The following is a 15,876-nucleotide window of genomic DNA, read 5'->3' on the forward strand; positions in this document are numbered from 1 at the left end:
GGTCTCTATAGATGCCGTTACGGACTCTGGAAACCTGGCCCCACGGCGCAATCATGCTGGACGCGCAACACACGCGTTTTGCCTTGTGGGCGCCAGACGCGTTTTATGTCAGCGTTGAATTGGAAGATGGCAAGTCCGTCGCCATGCTGCCTCAGGCAGATGGCTGGTTCGAAACAGAAATCAAGTGCCCTGCGGGCACGCGCTACCGCTACAACATCGATGGAGAAATGGATGTACCCGACCCGGCGTCCAGGGCTCAAGCCGAGGACGTACATGGTTGGAGCCTGGTAGTCGACCCGCTCGCCTATCAGTGGCGGCACAGCGATTGGCAAGGCCGCCCGTGGCACGAAGCAGTGATCTACGAACTGCATGTCGGTGCGCTGGGCGGTTACGCAGAAGTCGAGAAGCACCTGCCACGCCTGGCTGAGCTGGGTGTCACGGCGATTGAATTGATGCCTTTGGCGCAATTTCCCGGCGAACGCAATTGGGGCTACGACGGGGTCCTGCCCTACGCGCCCCAATCTTCCTACGGCACCCCCGAACAGCTCAAGCACCTGATCGACAGCGCCCACGGGCATGGCCTGGCGGTAATCCTTGACGTGGTCTACAACCACTTCGGGCCAGACGGCAACTACCTGGGGCAGTACGCCAAGGGTTTCTTCCAGGAAGACGTGCACACCCCATGGGGCGCGGGTATCGACTTCGATCGACGTGAAGTGCGCGACTTCTTCCTGGATAACGCCTTGATGTGGCTGCTCGAATACCGCTTCGATGGGCTGCGCCTGGACGCGGTGCATGCCATCGACAATCCGGAGTTTCTCAAGGAGTTGGCGCACCGGGTTCGCGAGGAAGTGGACACGGGTCGGCACGTCTGGCTGACCCTGGAAAACGAGCTGAACCAGGCCGGCCTCCTGGAGTACGAGCACGATTTCGACGCGCAATGGAACGATGACTTCCACAACGTCATGCACGTCCTGCTGACGGGCGAGACGGACGCTTATTACAGCGACTTTGCCCACGAACCTACGGCCAAATTGGCCCGTTGCCTGAGCGAAGGTTTTATCTATCAGGGCCACACCACACGGCATGGCCATGCGCGCGGTGAACCCAGCGGGCATCTGCCACCGAGTGCATTTTTGGCGTTCTTGCAGAACCACGACCAGATCGGCAACCGCGCTATGGGCGAACGCCTGCACCAACTCTGCTCGCCCCGGGCGTTGGAGGCCGCGACCGCCCTGCTGTTGCTGTCGCCGATGATTCCGCTGATGTTCATGGGTGACGAGGTGAATGCCAGCGCGCCATTCCTGTTCTTCACCGACCACCATGGCGAGTTGGCCGAAGCGGTACGTGAAGGTCGGCGCAATGAGTTCGCTGACTTCGCGGCGTTCAAGGATCCGGAACGACGTGAACGCATTCCCGACCCCAACAACGCGTCCACCTTTCAACAATCGGCACCGTTGTTTACCGGCAACCCCCACGCCCAGCTCTACCGCCAACTGCTGGGCCTGCGCCACCGCCACATCGTGCCGCACTTGCCGGGCAGCGTGACACTGGGCGCCGAGGTGTTGGCCGAGGGCGCGGTCACTGCCCGTTGGCGCCTGGGTAACGGCAGCGTGCTGCAGATTGACCTCAACCTGAGCGCCACGGCCCTGGATCATCCGGCGACAGCCCCCGTCCTTTTTGAAACGCATGCCGAGGCGAGCACTCACCTGCCGCCGTATAGCGCACGCGTCACCTTATCCCCTGCTGGAGAGCACCCTTGAGCGAAGCGAACCTGGAAATCCTCGCCAGCCGAGCGGGCCTGGCCGTCGATTGGATCGACGCAAACGGTCGCCCGCAACGTGTGAAAGCCGACGCCCTGCGCGCCGTTCTCAAAGGCCTGGGCCACCCGGCCGATAGCGATGCCGAGATCGACGCCAGCCTGTACGAACTGGAACAGGTGCAACAGAACAAACACCTGCCACCGTTGCTGACCATCGACAGCGGCGAAGGGCTGGACCTGGCGCGCTACTTTGAACCAGACACCCTGTGCCGGGTCAGCCTTGAAGACGGCGAAACCCTGGAACTGCGGCTTGATGCCGACGCAGTGCTGCCGGGCATCATTGCACTCGGCTACCACCACGTGCAGATCGCCGGCCAAACGTTCACCCTGGCCGTCGCACCCACCCATTGCTACAGCGTGGCCGAAGCCGTCGACACACAACCCGCCCGCGCCTGGGGCGTGAGCGCGCAATTGTATTCCTTGCGGCGCCTGGGTGATGGCGGCTTTGGCGACACCCTGGCGCTGGAGCAACTGGCCCGATCGGCCGCCGAACGCGGCGCCGACGCCCTGGCGATCAGCCCGATGCACGCGATGTTCAGCGCCGACACCGGTCGCTACAGCCCCTACTCGCCATCGAGTCGTTTGTTCCTCAACGGTTTGTACGCTTCGCCTGGCTGCATCCTGGGTGAACGCGAAGTGCGCAACGCCATCGAGGCCATCGGCCTGACGGATGAATTGCACGATCTGGAGCAGCACACCCTGATCGACTGGCCCTCGGCCGCCAAGACCAAGCAGCGACTATTGCGTGCGCTGTATGAAGACTTCCGCCACGGCCACCACCCACAACACGCCGATTTCCTGAGCTTCCGCCAGGCCGGTGGCGAGGCGCTGGAAAACCACTGCCGCTTCGAAGCCGTGCAAGCTGCTCGTGCCGCGAAGGGTGAAGAGCTCGACTGGCGCCACTGGCCGCAGGATTGGCGCACGCCCCAGAGCCCGGCTCTGGCGCAGTTCGCCGAAGAAAACCGCGATGAAATCGGCTACTTCGCTTTCAGCCAATGGCTGATCGCCCGTTGCCTTGAGCGCGCGCAGCAGGCCGCCCGAGGCAGCGGCATGGGCGTCGGTTTGATCGCCGACCTGGCCGTGGGCGCCGACGGCGGTGGGAGTCAGGCCTGGAGCCGCCAGGATGAGTTGCTCGCCAACCTGACCGTCGGCGCGCCGCCCGACATTCTCAACCGTGCCGGCCAGGGCTGGGGCATATCCGCGTTCTCGCCTGAAGGCCTCAAGCGCCATGGTTTTCGCGCCTTCATCGAAATGCTGCGTGCCAACTTCGCCCATGCTGGCGGTTTGCGTATTGACCATGTGATGGGCCTGCAACGCCTGTGGGTAATCCCCATGGACGCCTCGCCCACGGACGGCGCCTACCTGTATTACCCGGTGGACGACCTGTTGCGCTTGCTGGCGTTGGAATCCCAGCGCCACCAGGCGATTGTGCTCGGTGAAGACCTCGGCACGGTGCCGGATGGCCTGCGCGAAAAACTCATCGCCCGCTCGATCCTGGGCATGCGCGTGTTGCTGTTCGAGCAAAACCACGAAGGCCAGTTCAGGCCGATCCTCGACTGGCCCGACAACGCGCTGGCCACCACCAGCACCCACGACTTGCCTACGCTCAACGGCTGGTGGCACAGCCGTGATATCGACTGGAACATCCAACTCGGCCTTATCGATGCGCCGACTGTGGAGCAATGGAGCGAGCACCGCCTGCGCGAACGCCAGGCTCTGCGCCAGGCCTTGAGCCAGGACCCGCAGAATTTCGTCGACGAAATTCGCAATGAAACCGACCATATGATCGACGCCAGCGTGCGCTACCTCGGCCACACCCGCGCGCCGCTGGTCCTGCTGCCGTTGGAGGACGCCCTGGGCGTCGAAGAACAGCCCAACCTGCCCGGCACCACCGACACCCACCCCAACTGGCGCCGCCGCCTGCCGGGTGAGGCCTCCAGCCTGCTCGACAATGCCGGGGCCGCCCGCCGCCTCGAACTGTTGGCCGTCGCGCGCAACCAAGCCTATGAGCGTGACCGATGAAAGCACTGCCCCTGCGCGCCACCCAGCGCCTGCAATTCCATAAAGACTTTACCCTCGATGATGCGGTGCCCTTGGTGCCGTATTTTGCCCAATTGGGCATCAGTCATCTGTATGCCTCGCCACTGCTAAGCGCCCGCGCCGGGTCCATGCATGGCTACGACGTCGTCGACCCCACCAGCGTCAACCCGGAACTGGGCGGCGAAGCGGCCTTGCGCCGCCTGGTCGCGGCGCTGCGTGAGCACAATATGGGGCTTATCCTCGATATCGTCTCCAACCACATGGCGGTGGGCGGCGCGGATAACCCGTGGTGGTTGGACCTGCTGGAGTGGGGTCGCCTGAGCCCCTACAGCGAGTTCTTCGATATTCAGTGGCATTCGCCCGACCCGTTGCTCAAGGGCCAACTGCTGATGCCATTCCTAGGCAGCGATTATGGCGAAGCCCTGCAGACCGGCGCGCTGACCTTGCGGTTCGACGCCCCCCACGGCGCGTTCTACGTCGAGCATTACGAACACCGCTTCCCGATCTGCCCAAAGGAATACGCAGCGATCCTGGGCACCGGTGAACTGCTCAAGCCCCTGGCGGAGCGCTTCACCGCCCTCGCCTATCAGGATGACGCCTACCATGAGGCTCAGTGGCTGAAGCAGGCCTTGGCCGAGCGTGCCACCGAGGTGTTGCCAGCCATTGAACAACGGCTGGCCGAGTTCGACGGGCGCCAACCCGAGGGCTTCAACCGCCTGCATCAGTTGCTCGAACAACAGGCCTACCGCCTGGCCAGTTGGCGCACCGCAGCGGACGATATCAACTGGCGGCGCTTCTTCGATGTCAACGAACTCGGCGGCCTGCGCGTAGAACGCACGGCGGTGTTCGAAGCCACCCACGGTAAAATCTTTGACCTGATCAGCGAAGGCCTGGTAGATGGCCTGCGCATCGACCATATCGACGGCCTGGCCGACCCGCGTGGTTACTGCCGCAAGCTGCGCCGCCGCGTCGATTCGCTGTCGCCAGAGCGGCATCTGCCGATCTTTGTGGAAAAAATCCTCGGAGAAGGCGAAACCCTGCGCGAAGACTGGCAAGTGGACGGCACCACCGGCTACGAATTCATGAACCAGCTCTCGCTGCTGCAACATCACCCGGACGGCTTTGAGCCGCTGGCCGACTTGTGGACTCGCCACAGCGAACGGCCGTCGGCCTTCATCGAGGAAGCCCGACTGGCACGCCAGCAAATCCTCAATGGTTCACTCGGCGGCGACTTTGAAAGCGTGGCCCGCGCGCTGCTGCAAGTGGCGCGCGACGACGTGATGACCCGCGACCTGACCCTGGGCGCGATCCGCCGCGCCTTGCAGGAACTGATCGTGCACTTCCCGGTGTACCGCACCTACATCAGTGCCCGTGGGCGCAGCGCCGCCGACGACAAGGTGTTCCAGCAAGCCATGGAGGGCGCTCGCACGACCTTGGGCGAAGGCGACTGGCCGGTACTCGAGCACTTGGAGAAATGGCTGGGTGGCCAGCCGTGGCGCAATCGCCCGGTAGGCCGTGAACGCAAGATCCTCAAACATGCCTGCGTGCGCTTCCAGCAACTGACCTCGCCCGCGGCCGCCAAGGCGGTGGAAGACACTGCGTTCTATCGTTCGGCGGTATTGCTATCGCGCAATGACGTGGGCTTTAGCACCGAGCAGTTCAGCGCGCCGTTGGCCGACTTCCATGCGGTAAACGGGCAACGCTTGCAGCGCTTCCCCGACAACCTGCTGGCCACCGCCACCCACGACCACAAGCGCGGCGAAGACACGCGCGCGCGCCTGGCGGTGCTCAGCGAATGCGCGCCGTGGTACGTCGAGCAAGTTGAGCACTGGCGCAGCCTCGCCGCCCCGTTGCGTACCGATGCAAACACGCCGTCAGCCGGCGATGAATTGATCCTCTATCAGGCATTGCTGGGCAGTTGGCCGCTGGACCTTGCCCGCGACTTCGAGGGTTACCAGCAGCGCCTGTGGCAGTGGCAACAAAAAGCCCTGCGCGAAGCCAAGTTGCAGAGCAGTTGGAGCGCGCCCAACGAGGCCTATGAACAAGGCGTCGAGGCATTCCTGTCGCGGCTGTTGCTCAGCGATGAAGGCCACCCATTGCGCACCGCTATCGGTAACGCCGCCCAGGCGATTGCCCCGGCCGGCGCCTTGAATGCCCTGGCGCAATCCTTGCTTCGCATCACTGTGCCGGGTGTGCCGGACCTGTACCAGGGCGATGAGTTCTGGGACTTCAGCCTGGTAGACCCGGACAACCGCCGCCCAGTGGATTTCAATGCACGGCAACACGCCTTGGATACACCACCGGACATTGGCGAACTGCTGTTCAACTGGCGCGACGGGCGTATCAAACAGGCGCTGATTGCTCAGGTGCTGGCCGTGCGCAAGGCCCATCCCGAGCTGTTCAGCAGCGCCACCTACACACCGCTGGACGTGGTGGGCAAGCACGCTGAACGGGTGGTCGCGTTCTGTCGTGAACACCAGGGAAAACGCCTTCTTGTGGTGGTGCCACGCTGGCCGCATCGCTTGCTTGAAAACGGTGTGCATCCCCAGATCAATGCGCAGGTTTGGGGCGATACGCGGGTGAAATTACCGTTCGCCGCGACAACCCAAAACTGGAAGGGACTTTTTCAGACAGGCGCAGTCACACCAGACAAGGAGCTGTTGGTTAGCACTGCCCTGGGGGATTTCCCGGTCAATGTCTTTATCAATCCTGATGATCAAGAAAGCTGAAAATTTTCTGCGAGGAGCATTGTGATGAGTACTGAAGACAAACGCATACGCGAGCTGGCGCATCAGATCTGGGAGTCCGAAGGCAAACCCCACGGTGAAGATGCGCGGCACTGGGAAATGGCGCGCAAGCTGGCGGAAGCCGAGGCCTTGACGCCAAGCAAGCCAAAGGCGGCGGCTAAACCCAAGGCAAGCGCGCCTAAACCGTCGCCAAAGGCCAAGCCTTCGGCACCTGCGGCCAGCAAGCCAGCACCAGCGGCCGCTAAAAAGCCGCCGGCGCCGAAGAAGCCCAAGTCTTGACCTCACACCGCTTGCCGACGCCGTCGGCAAGCGGTGATTTCTTATTCCAAATTGTCAGCTGAAATCTCGTCAGCACGGCCGCGTTCGGCCTGAAAAAAGACCCTGCAGGAGCAACACAATGAGCAAACCCGATAAAACCTCACCGACGCCGGACAGCGAACCGTCGCGGATTCGTGAAGGTTTGCCCTTCCCGCTTGGCGCGACCTGGGATGGTCTGGGCGTCAACTTTGCACTGTTCTCAGCAAATGCCACCAAGGTTGAGCTGTGCCTGTTCGATGACACCGGTGAGGTTGAGCTGGAGCGTATTGAACTGCCGGAATACACCGACGAAATCTTCCACGGTTACCTGCCCGACGCCCACCCTGGGCTGATTTACGGCTACCGTGTCTACGGTGCATACGACCCGGCCAACGGCCACCGCTTCAACCACAACAAATTACTGATCGACCCCTATGCCAAACAGTTGGTGGGCGAACTCAAATGGTCGGAGGCGCTGTTCGGCTATACCATCGGCCACCCCGACGACGACCTTAGCTTCGACGAACGCGACAGCGCGCCCTTCGTGCCCAAATGCAAGGTCATCGACCCGGCGCACACCTGGGGCAACGACCAGCCGGTGCGTGTGCCGTGGGACCGTACGATCATTTATGAAACCCATTTGCGCGGCATCAGCATGCGCCACCCTTCCGTGGGCGAATCCGTGCGCGGCACCTGCGCCGGTCTCATGGAAGATGATGTACTCAAGCACATCCGCCAGTTGGGCATTTCCTCCGTCGAATTGCTGCCGGTACACGCATTCGTCAACGACCAGCATCTGCTGGAAAAAGGCATGACCAATTACTGGGGCTACAACAGCATCGCGTTTTTCGCCCCGGACCCGCGCTACCTGGCCAGCGGCAAGATCGCCGAGTTCAAGGAGATGGTCGCGCACCTGCATGAACAGAAGCTCGAGGTGATCCTCGATGTGGTCTACAACCACACCGCCGAAGGCAACGAACGCGGCCCGACCCTGTCCATGCGTGGTATCGACAACGCCTCGTACTACCGCCTGATGCCGGATGACAAACGTTTCTACATCAACGATTCCGGCACCGGTAACACCTTGGACCTGAGCCACCCTTGCGTGCTGCAGATGGTCACTGACTCGCTACGTTATTGGGCGACGGAAATGCACGTCGACGGTTTCCGCTTCGACCTGGCGACCATCCTCGGGCGCTATCGCGACGGTTTCGACGAGCGCCATAGCTTTCTCGTGGCCTGCCGCCAGGACCCGGTGCTGCGCCAGCTGAAAATGATCGCCGAGCCTTGGGACTGCGGCCCTGGTGGCTACCAAGTGGGCAATTTCCCGCCGGGCTGGGTGGAATGGAATGACCGCTTCCGCGACACCGTGCGCGCGTTCTGGAAAGGTGATGACGGCCAGTTGGCGGATTTCGCTGCGCGCATGACCGCCTCGGGTGAGATGTTCAATCATCGTGGCCGCCGCCCTTACAGCTCGGTGAACTTCATCACCGCGCACGATGGTTTCACCTTGCACGACCTGGTGTCCTACAACGACAAACACAACGAAGCCAACGACGAGAACAATCAGGACGGTAGCAACAATAACCTTTCGTGGAACCACGGCGTAGAAGGCCCGACCGAAGATCCGGAGATCAACGCACTGCGCCTGCGCCAGATGCGTAACTTCTTCGCAACGCTGCTGTTGTCCCAAGGCACGCCGATGCTCGTGGCCGGTGACGAATTTGCCCGCACCCAACACGGCAACAATAATGCCTACTGCCAAGACAGCGAGATCGGCTGGGTCAACTGGGATTTGGACGACGACGGCAAGGCGCTGCTCAAATTTGTGAAGCGCCTGATCAAGCTGCGCCTGACCTACCCGATCCTGCGTCGTGGACGCTTCCTGGTGGGCGATTACAACGAAGATATCGGCGTGAAGGACGTGACCTGGCTATCGCCAGATGGCACCGAGATGACCACCGAACAGTGGCACGACAGCCACGGCCGTTGCCTGGGGATGTTGATGGATGGCCGCGCCCAGGAAACCGGGATTCGCCGTGCCGGCGCCGATGCGACCTTGCTGCTGGTGGTCAACGCCCACCACGACATGGTCAATTTCCGCCTGCCGCCTGTGCCAGAGGGTGAGTTCTGGTCCTGCATGCTCGACACCAACGAGCCCGCGGTGCGTGGTCAGGAACGTTTCGACTTTGAACATGAATACGCGGTGACCGGCCGCTCGTTGCTACTGTTTGAGCTGCAGCACGAAGACGAGGTGTGAGATGGCGTTGCATGGACTCCTTCAAGGCTACCGGGGCTATGCGGACACGCAAGCCCTGGGCGCGGCCCTGAAGGCGCTTCAGGAGGAAGGCCTGGACCAACTGCCGTTGCCGGGCAGCGGCCAGACGTTGGAACGGTTCAGCCGCTTGGCGCAGGTGGCAGGTCATGACCTGCGCCTGTGCAAGCTGTTTGAAGGCCATACCGATGCCCTGGCAATCATCGCCGAGCTCAACAGCCCCTTGCCGCCCTTGGGCAGTACGTGGGGTATGTGGGCAGCCGAACCCCCCACGGCCAAGCTGCATGTGCGCAAAGAGGGCCATCGCCTGCTGGTGCAAGGGCGTAAAGCCTGGTGCTCTGGCGCGGCGGTGGTCAGTCATGGGTTGTTGACGGCCTGGGACGAAGAAGATCGCCAGCAGTTGGTGGCGGTGGACATGGACCAACCCGGCATCACCGTGACTGACCAGGGCTGGAATGCCGTGGGCATGGCGGCCACCGGCAGTGTGGAAGTCGTGTTTGATGGGGCGTGGGGGCTTGCCGTGGGCAGCCCCGGTGATTACCTCACCCGCCCCGGTTTCTGGCAAGGCGGCATCGGCATCGCAGCCTGCTGGTACGGCGCGGCGCAACGCCTGGCGCAAGTCTTGCTCGAACACTGCAGCAAGCGACCCGAACCGCATGCCCTCGCCCATCTCGGCGCCGTCGACAGTGCATTGAACAGTGCCGCCTGCGTGCTGCGCGCCAGTGCCAAACACCTCGACCGAGAACCGCAGGCTGACGCCAGGGCGTTGGCCCAGCAGACGCGTGCCTGCATCGAAGACACCGTTGAGCAAGTGATTCGCCACGTTGGCCGCGCCGTCGGTGCGGGTCCGTATTGCAAGGACCCGCACTTCGCCCAGTTGATGGCGGACCTGCCGGTGTATGTGCGCCAAAGCCATGCCGAGCGCGACTTGGCCGGTCTTGGCGAACTGGCCGCGGGCGCCCCCACAGGAAGGTGGCAGCTATGAAAGCCAATCCGATTGTGGGCCAGGGTACGCCGCTGCATCACTGGCAGGCGTCGCCGAAAATGGCCAAGTTGCCACAGATCAGCGTCGAGCAGTTGGTGCCTGAAGGCCATCGTGCAGTGATCATTGCCCCGCATCCGGATGACGAAGTGCTGGGTTGCGGCGGGCTGATGCAGGGGTTGGCGGCGCTGGGCCGGCCAATACAGTTGATTTCAGTCACCGATGGCAGCGCCAGTCATCCCGGTTCGCAACGCTGGCCGGTCGAGCGCTTGAGCGTGGTGCGCCCCCAGGAGTCAGCACAGGCCCTGCATCGTCTCGGCCTGCCTGCCCACAGCTTGAAATGGCTGCGCGCGGGCTTTAGCGACAGCAAGGTCGCGGCGCGCGAGGATGAACTCGCTGCGTTTATCCAGCGTTATCTCAAACCCAACGATGTAGTGTTCACCACGTGGCGTGAAGACGGCCATTGCGACCATGAGGCCGTTGGCCGTGCCAGCGCCAAGGCATCCGAGGCCGTGGGCGCAACCCTGTATGAGGTACCGGTGTGGACCTGGCACTGGGCAACCCCCGAAAACAGCCTGGTGCCCTGGCACCGCGCGCGCAAGATTGCGCTGAGCTGCGAAGCCGTCGCCCGCAAGCGCCATGCCATCCATGCCTTCGCCAGCCAGCTGGAAGGTGACCCGCTGGTCGGCCTCGCGCCAGTGCTCGCGCCCTATGTGGTGGAGCGCTTGTTGCAGCCCTTTGAAGTGGTGTTCGTATGAGTGTGGCCACGCCTTACTTCGACCAATTGTTCGCCGAGAACGACGATCCCTGGGCCTTTCGCGAGCGCTGGTACGAGCGACGCAAACGCGCACTGACCCTGGCGATACTCACGCGGCCGCGCTATGCCTCGGTGTTCGAGCCCGGTTGCGCGAATGGCGAGCTGAGCTTCGAGCTGGCGCCACGTTGCGACCGCCTGCTGTGTTGCGACACCGCCGCCGCCGCCGTGGCGTTGGCGAGTAGCCGGCTGTTGGGTTTCCCGCATGCGCAGGTGCAGCAAAGCCGTTTGCCGGGCCATTGGCCCACCGGTCATTTCGATCTGATCGTATTGAGCGAGCTGTGCTACTACCTCGACGCAAACGACCTGAGCGAGTTGATTGATCGCGCCCGCGCTTCGCTTACCGATGACGGCCAAGTGCTGGCTTGCCATTGGCGCCCGCCTATCGAAGGTAGCCCGCAGACTGCCGAGCAGGTGCACGCGCTGCTCCAGCAGCGCCTGGATATGCCGCGGATCGCAAGCCATCACGAACACGACTTTCTTCTTGATCTATGGAGCCGCGATGGCACCTCGGTCGCCACCCTTGAGGGCTTGCGATGATCGGTATTCTGATCCCGGTACACAACGAAGAGGCGTTGCTGGGCGACTGCCTTGAAGCGGCGCTGATCGCGGCTGGCCACCCCGGATTGATGGGCGAAACAGTCACTATCCTGGTCGTGCTCGACAGTTGCAGCGATGGCAGTGCCGCCATTGCCCAGGCCTACCCGGTGCATTACCTCGAAGCCCAGGCGCGCAATGTGGGGCATGTGCGCGGGATTGGCGCGCGCCACCTGCTCAATCAGGGCGCGCGCTGGATCTCCTGCACGGACGCCGACAGCCGGGTTGCCCCGGACTGGCTGGTGGCGCAGCTGGCACTGGGGGTGGATGCGGTGTGCGGCACTGTCACGGTGGACGCCTGGAGCGAAGATTACGATCCCGCTGCACACATTCGTTATCTGCAAGGTTATGAGGCCCGTGACGGTCATCGGCACATCCACGGTGCCAACCTGGGCGTAAGCGCTGGCGCTTATGTGCGCGCCGGCGGTTTCGAACCGCTGGCGTGCCATGAAGATGTCCAATTGGTGCGCAACCTTGAGCGGTGCGGCGCCTCCATCGCCTGGAGCCATACGCCGCAAGTGATCACCAGTGCGCGCCTGGACGCCCGCGCACAAGGCGGGTTTGGCGATTATTTGAAGAGTTTGATGCACGCCACTTAAAAAACGGCGTTACTGAATGTAAAAGCGACCAATCCTTGTCTATGCTGAGGACGCCTTGCTGGTATTCCACGGTTGGAGTGCCATGCAGCCACTGCGGCGGAGCCTGTGGTGGATAGAAGAGAGTCGTCCCGTCAACGGGCACGACCCACAGCATCAATCGACAAGGATGTAACCCCCCATGAAGCTTGCCTCTTTAAGCGACGGCCGTCGCGGCACGGCGCAAATCTGGAACAGTGCCCCGCAGCTGGCGCAAATCCTCCCGATCACCGCGTCCTCACTGGTACCCGCTGGCGCGCGCGTGGTCATCATCGCCCCGCATCCCGGCGACGAAGTGCTGGCCTGTGGCGGCTTGCTGCAGTTGCTCAGCACCCTGGAACACCCGCTGCAACTGATCTCCCTCACCGACGGCAGTGCCAGCCACCCGGGGTCCAACATATGGCCGGCGAGCCGCTTGAGCGTGGTGCGCCCGCAGGAAAGTGTCGAAGCCCTACGCCGCCTGGGTATGCCGTTGCACAGCCTGAAGTGGATACGTGGCGGGTTCTGCGATACCGCCCTCGCCGCCCGGGAAGCACAGCTGAGCCAGTTCATCGCGCGTTACCTGCAACCGGGCGACGTGGTGTTCAGCACCTGGCGCAATGACGGCAATGCCGACCATGACGCAGTCGGCCGTGCCAGCGCCAAGGCGTGCAGCCTGGTAGGCGCGCAGTTGCATGAATTGCCGATCTGGGCCTGGCACTGGCCCGCCCGAGAAGGGGCGATCATCCCCTGGCAACGGGCGCGCAAAGTGCGTCTGGACAGCTGGAGCGTGGCGCGCAAACTCCATGCCGCCCACGCCTACGCCAGCCAACTGGCCGGCGATCCGGAAATCGGCCTGGCCCCCATGATGGCCCAGGTGCTGCTGGAGCGTATGCGCGAGCCTTACGAGATCGTGCTGTCGTAAAACCTCACCTGTCCTAGTGTGCTTGATGGGTGTGAGGGTGGGATTGCAGGCTGCTACGCCATGTTCGACCGTGACGCCAACGGCGCTCCGCGCCCGGCGACTGCGCCAAGCGCTGTACCGGCAAGTATGCGTTCCGCCTGATCAATGACGGCGTGGGTCACAACCTGCCGCAGGAGGCGCCCGAGGCGTTTGCCAAGGCCATCATTGATGCGGATCACCTGCGACCGAGTGTGTCCCCTTCATCCAACTAGCACCCTTGAATCGCGAAAACTGGTAAGCGATCCCCAGCCAGATAAACCAGGCTGGCATCACGTACAGCGCCAGGCGTGTATCCGGCCGCAACGCCAACAGGCCCAGTACAAACGCGAGAAACGCCAAGGAAAACCAGGCCATCGGCACACCACCAGGCATCTTGTAGATGGATTTCGCGTGCAGGTCCGGGCGTTTTTTACGGTAGGCGATGTAGGACGCGAGGATGGTCGACCAGGTGAAAATCACCAGGATCGCTGACACCGTCGACACGATGGTGAAAGCGGTCATCACCTCCGGCACCACAAACAGCAATACCAGCCCTAATAGCATCAGCACGGTGGTAAACGCCAGGCTGATAAACGGCACGCTGCTGTTCGACAACCGCCCAAAAATGCCCGGTGCATCACCCAGGTCGGCCAACCCGAACAACATGCGGCTGGCGGAAAAAACGCCACTGTTGGCAGATGAAGCTGCCGAAGTGAGTACCACGAAATTCACAATGCCCGCAGCGGCCGGAAAGCCTGCGACCAGGAACAACTCAACAAACGGGCTTTTGCTCGGCGAGACTTGCTGCCACGAAGTCACGGCGATGATGCATGCCAGGGCCAGCACGTAGAACAGGATGATGCGCAGCGGGATCGAGTTGATTGCCTTGGGCAACGTGCGCTCTGGCGAGCGGGTTTCGGCGGCGGCCGTGCCGATCAGTTCGGTGCCGGCGAAAGAAAAAATCGCCATCTGGAAGCCAGCAAAAAAGCCAAACAGGCCATTGGGAAACGCTGCCTGTTTGTCCAGCAAATGGGTCAGCGAAGCTGTGACGCCGGTCGGCGAGACAAACGAGCTGGCGATCAGTACCACACTCACGCCAATCAAGGTCACCACGGCGATGATTTTGATGATCGCGAACCAGAACTCCACTTCGCCAAACAGCTTGACCGTCAGCACGTTGAGCGCGAACAGCGTGAGCAACATGCCCACCGCTGGGATCCACGCCGGCACATCCGGAAACCAGTACTGAAAAAAGCCGCCGACCACGACCGCATCCCCCACCACCGCTACGCTCCAGCTCAACCAGTACGACCAGCCGAGAAAGAACGCCGCGCGCGGCCCCAAGTACGCCCCGGCAAAGTCGGCGAAGCTCTTGAAGTTGAGGTTGGACAGCAGCAGTTCGCCCATGGCGCGCATCACGAAATACACGAACAGCCCAATGATCATATAGATCAGGATGATCGAGGTGCCGGACAGCGCAATGATTTTGCCGGAGCCCATGAACAGGCCGGTGCCGATCGCACCGCCCATGGCCATCAACTGGATATGGCGGTTGCTCAGGGTACGTTGCAACGCAGGCTTTTCACAAAGCCCAGGCGTGGTTGTTTTCATCACAAAACCTCTTTTTATGTTTTTGAGTTTTGGCAGAAAAAAGTCGACGGTTGTTGTTATTGGGTTTTGCTTTCGAAACCGTGCAGCACGTTGACGGCATTGATGCCGATTTCATCGACCATGTAGCCGCCTTCCATCACGAACAGCGTGGGCACGCCAACGCTGGCGATGATTTCGCCCATGCCGAGGAAGTCCTGGCTGTCGAGGAGGAAGTGGCTGATGGGGTCATCCTTGAAGGTGTCGACACCGAGGGAGATCACCAGCACGTCGGGTGCAAAACGGCGCAGTTGTTGGCAGGCGTCGACAAGGGCGGTTTGGTAGTGGTCCCACGTGGTGTTTTTTGGCAACGGGTAATTCAGGTTGAAGCCCTCCCCCGCACCTGCGCCGCGCTCACTGCTGGCACCGGAGAAATACGGATAGGACACCGCCGGGTCGCCATGCAGGGAAATGAACATCACGTCCGGACGGTCGTAGAAAATATTCTGCGTGCCGTTGCCGTGGTGAAAATCCACATCCAGCACCGCCACGCGCTTGGCGCCTTTCGTGATGGCTTGCTGCGCGGCAATCGCGGCGTTGTTGAGGTAGCAATAGCCGCCCATGTATTCACGCGCCGCGTGATGGCCCGGAGGGCGGCACAGGGCGAAGGCGCTGTAATGGCCTTCATCCAACAGTGCCAGGCCGGTTAAGGCGATATCGGCGCTGGTTTTTACCGCATCCCACGTGGTGCGGGTAATCGGCGAGCCGGCGTCCATGGCGAAGAAACCCAACTTGCCGTCGATGAAATCCGGCACCTGTTGGTTGGCCAAATCCCGGACCGGCCACACCAGGGGCAGCGCGTCATGGCTGCGGCCGATGGCGGTCCATTCGGCCCAGGCAGTTTCGAGGAAGGTCACGTAGCGTTCGCTGTGGGCGTTGACATAACAGGCCCGGTCAAAGCGCCGCGGTACGATGATATCGCCCAGCCCAACCTGCCTGACGCGGTCACGCACGGTGTCGGCGCGGCTCGGTTGTTCGAACGAGGGTTTGAGCACGCCGTCCTTCAGTTCGGTGCCATGGTGCAAACGGTGGGCTTCGCTAAAAACAGTCAGCATGAGGGTCATCCGCCAGTAAAAGACAGGGTCTATTTTGTTCTGG

General features: G+C 62.2%; 12 protein-coding genes. 10 read left to right on the plus strand and 2 right to left on the minus strand.

The window, feature by feature from the left end; translation table 11 throughout:
- Positions 1-11: 11 nt before the first annotated feature.
- The 10 genes from treZ (at position 12) to AACY44_RS10585 (ending at position 13,113) form a co-directional block, all read left to right on the plus strand.
- Positions 12-1,763: a malto-oligosyltrehalose trehalohydrolase gene (treZ, locus tag AACY44_RS10540; protein ID WP_339530229.1), complete on the plus strand. Its 1,752-nt coding sequence runs from the start codon at positions 12-14 to the stop codon at positions 1,761-1,763.
- Entirely contained in the window at positions 1,760-3,844 is a 2,085-nt protein-coding gene (gene malQ, locus AACY44_RS10545; RefSeq protein ID WP_339494657.1) for a 4-alpha-glucanotransferase, read from the plus strand. Before treZ ends, malQ begins: the two co-directional genes overlap by 4 nt.
- On the plus strand, positions 3,841-6,591 hold the full coding sequence (locus AACY44_RS10550) for a malto-oligosyltrehalose synthase (protein WP_339530231.1): 2,751 nt from the start codon (positions 3,841-3,843) through the stop codon (positions 6,589-6,591). The genes malQ and AACY44_RS10550 overlap by 4 nt, the downstream gene beginning before the upstream one ends.
- A gap of 24 nt (positions 6,592-6,615) precedes the next feature.
- Positions 6,616-6,888 (plus strand): DUF2934 domain-containing protein, encoded by a 273-nt coding sequence (locus AACY44_RS10555; RefSeq protein ID WP_339416055.1) that lies wholly within the window; start codon positions 6,616-6,618, stop codon positions 6,886-6,888.
- 118 nt (positions 6,889-7,006) lie between these two features.
- Entirely contained in the window at positions 7,007-9,166 is a 2,160-nt protein-coding gene (gene glgX / locus AACY44_RS10560; RefSeq protein WP_339416053.1) for a glycogen debranching protein GlgX, read from the plus strand.
- A 1-nt stretch (position 9,167) separates the two neighbouring features.
- Positions 9,168-10,166 carry an acyl-CoA dehydrogenase family protein gene (locus AACY44_RS10565; RefSeq protein WP_339416051.1) on the plus strand — a complete coding sequence of 333 codons (999 nt, stop codon included), beginning with the start codon at positions 9,168-9,170 and terminating at the stop codon, positions 10,164-10,166.
- Positions 10,163-10,921: a PIG-L deacetylase family protein gene (locus tag AACY44_RS10570; protein ID WP_339416050.1), complete on the plus strand. Its 759-nt coding sequence runs from the start codon at positions 10,163-10,165 to the stop codon at positions 10,919-10,921. The genes AACY44_RS10565 and AACY44_RS10570 overlap by 4 nt, the downstream gene beginning before the upstream one ends.
- Positions 10,918-11,517, plus strand: coding sequence for an SAM-dependent methyltransferase (locus tag AACY44_RS10575; RefSeq protein WP_339416049.1), 600 nt, complete (start codon positions 10,918-10,920; stop codon positions 11,515-11,517). Before AACY44_RS10570 ends, AACY44_RS10575 begins: the two co-directional genes overlap by 4 nt.
- Entirely contained in the window at positions 11,514-12,173 is a 660-nt protein-coding gene (locus AACY44_RS10580) for a glycosyltransferase (protein ID WP_339416048.1), read from the plus strand. Before AACY44_RS10575 ends, AACY44_RS10580 begins: the two co-directional genes overlap by 4 nt.
- Positions 12,174-12,351: 178 nt before the next feature.
- Positions 12,352-13,113 carry a PIG-L deacetylase family protein gene (locus AACY44_RS10585; protein WP_339416047.1) on the plus strand — a complete coding sequence of 254 codons (762 nt, stop codon included), beginning with the start codon at positions 12,352-12,354 and terminating at the stop codon, positions 13,111-13,113.
- A 201-nt stretch (positions 13,114-13,314) separates the two neighbouring features.
- Here AACY44_RS10585 and AACY44_RS10590 read toward each other — a convergent pair whose 3' ends face one another.
- Both AACY44_RS10590 and AACY44_RS10595 read right to left on the minus strand, forming a co-directional pair.
- Entirely contained in the window at positions 13,315-14,742 is a 1,428-nt protein-coding gene (locus AACY44_RS10590) for an amino acid permease (RefSeq protein WP_339416045.1), read from the minus strand.
- A 56-nt stretch (positions 14,743-14,798) separates the two neighbouring features.
- Entirely contained in the window at positions 14,799-15,833 is a 1,035-nt protein-coding gene (locus AACY44_RS10595) for a histone deacetylase family protein (protein ID WP_339530235.1), read from the minus strand.
- Positions 15,834-15,876 lie beyond the last annotated feature (43 nt).

Source organism: Pseudomonas sp. RA_15y_Pfl1_P11, assembly GCF_963970975.1.
In the GTDB taxonomy this organism is placed as follows: Bacteria; Pseudomonadota; Gammaproteobacteria; order Pseudomonadales; family Pseudomonadaceae; genus Aquipseudomonas; species Aquipseudomonas tritici.

Coding starts and splice junctions, on each gene's coding strand:
- AACY44_RS10590 (WP_339416045.1), bottom strand. CDS start 14,742: ATGAAAACAACCACGCCTGGGCTTTGTGAAAAGCCTGCGTTGCAACGT.
- AACY44_RS10555 (WP_339416055.1), top strand. CDS start 6,616: ATGAGTACTGAAGACAAACGCATACGCGAGCTGGCGCATCAGATCTGG.
- AACY44_RS10570 (WP_339416050.1), top strand. CDS start 10,163: ATGAAAGCCAATCCGATTGTGGGCCAGGGTACGCCGCTGCATCACTGG.
- treZ (WP_339530229.1), top strand. CDS start 12: ATGCCGTTACGGACTCTGGAAACCTGGCCCCACGGCGCAATCATGCTG.
- AACY44_RS10595 (WP_339530235.1), bottom strand. CDS start 15,833: ATGCTGACTGTTTTTAGCGAAGCCCACCGTTTGCACCATGGCACCGAA.
- AACY44_RS10585 (WP_339416047.1), top strand. CDS start 12,352: ATGAAGCTTGCCTCTTTAAGCGACGGCCGTCGCGGCACGGCGCAAATC.
- AACY44_RS10575 (WP_339416049.1), top strand. CDS start 10,918: ATGAGTGTGGCCACGCCTTACTTCGACCAATTGTTCGCCGAGAACGAC.
- glgX (WP_339416053.1), top strand. CDS start 7,007: ATGAGCAAACCCGATAAAACCTCACCGACGCCGGACAGCGAACCGTCG.
- AACY44_RS10550 (WP_339530231.1), top strand. CDS start 3,841: ATGAAAGCACTGCCCCTGCGCGCCACCCAGCGCCTGCAATTCCATAAA.
- AACY44_RS10565 (WP_339416051.1), top strand. CDS start 9,168: ATGGCGTTGCATGGACTCCTTCAAGGCTACCGGGGCTATGCGGACACG.
- AACY44_RS10580 (WP_339416048.1), top strand. CDS start 11,514: ATGATCGGTATTCTGATCCCGGTACACAACGAAGAGGCGTTGCTGGGC.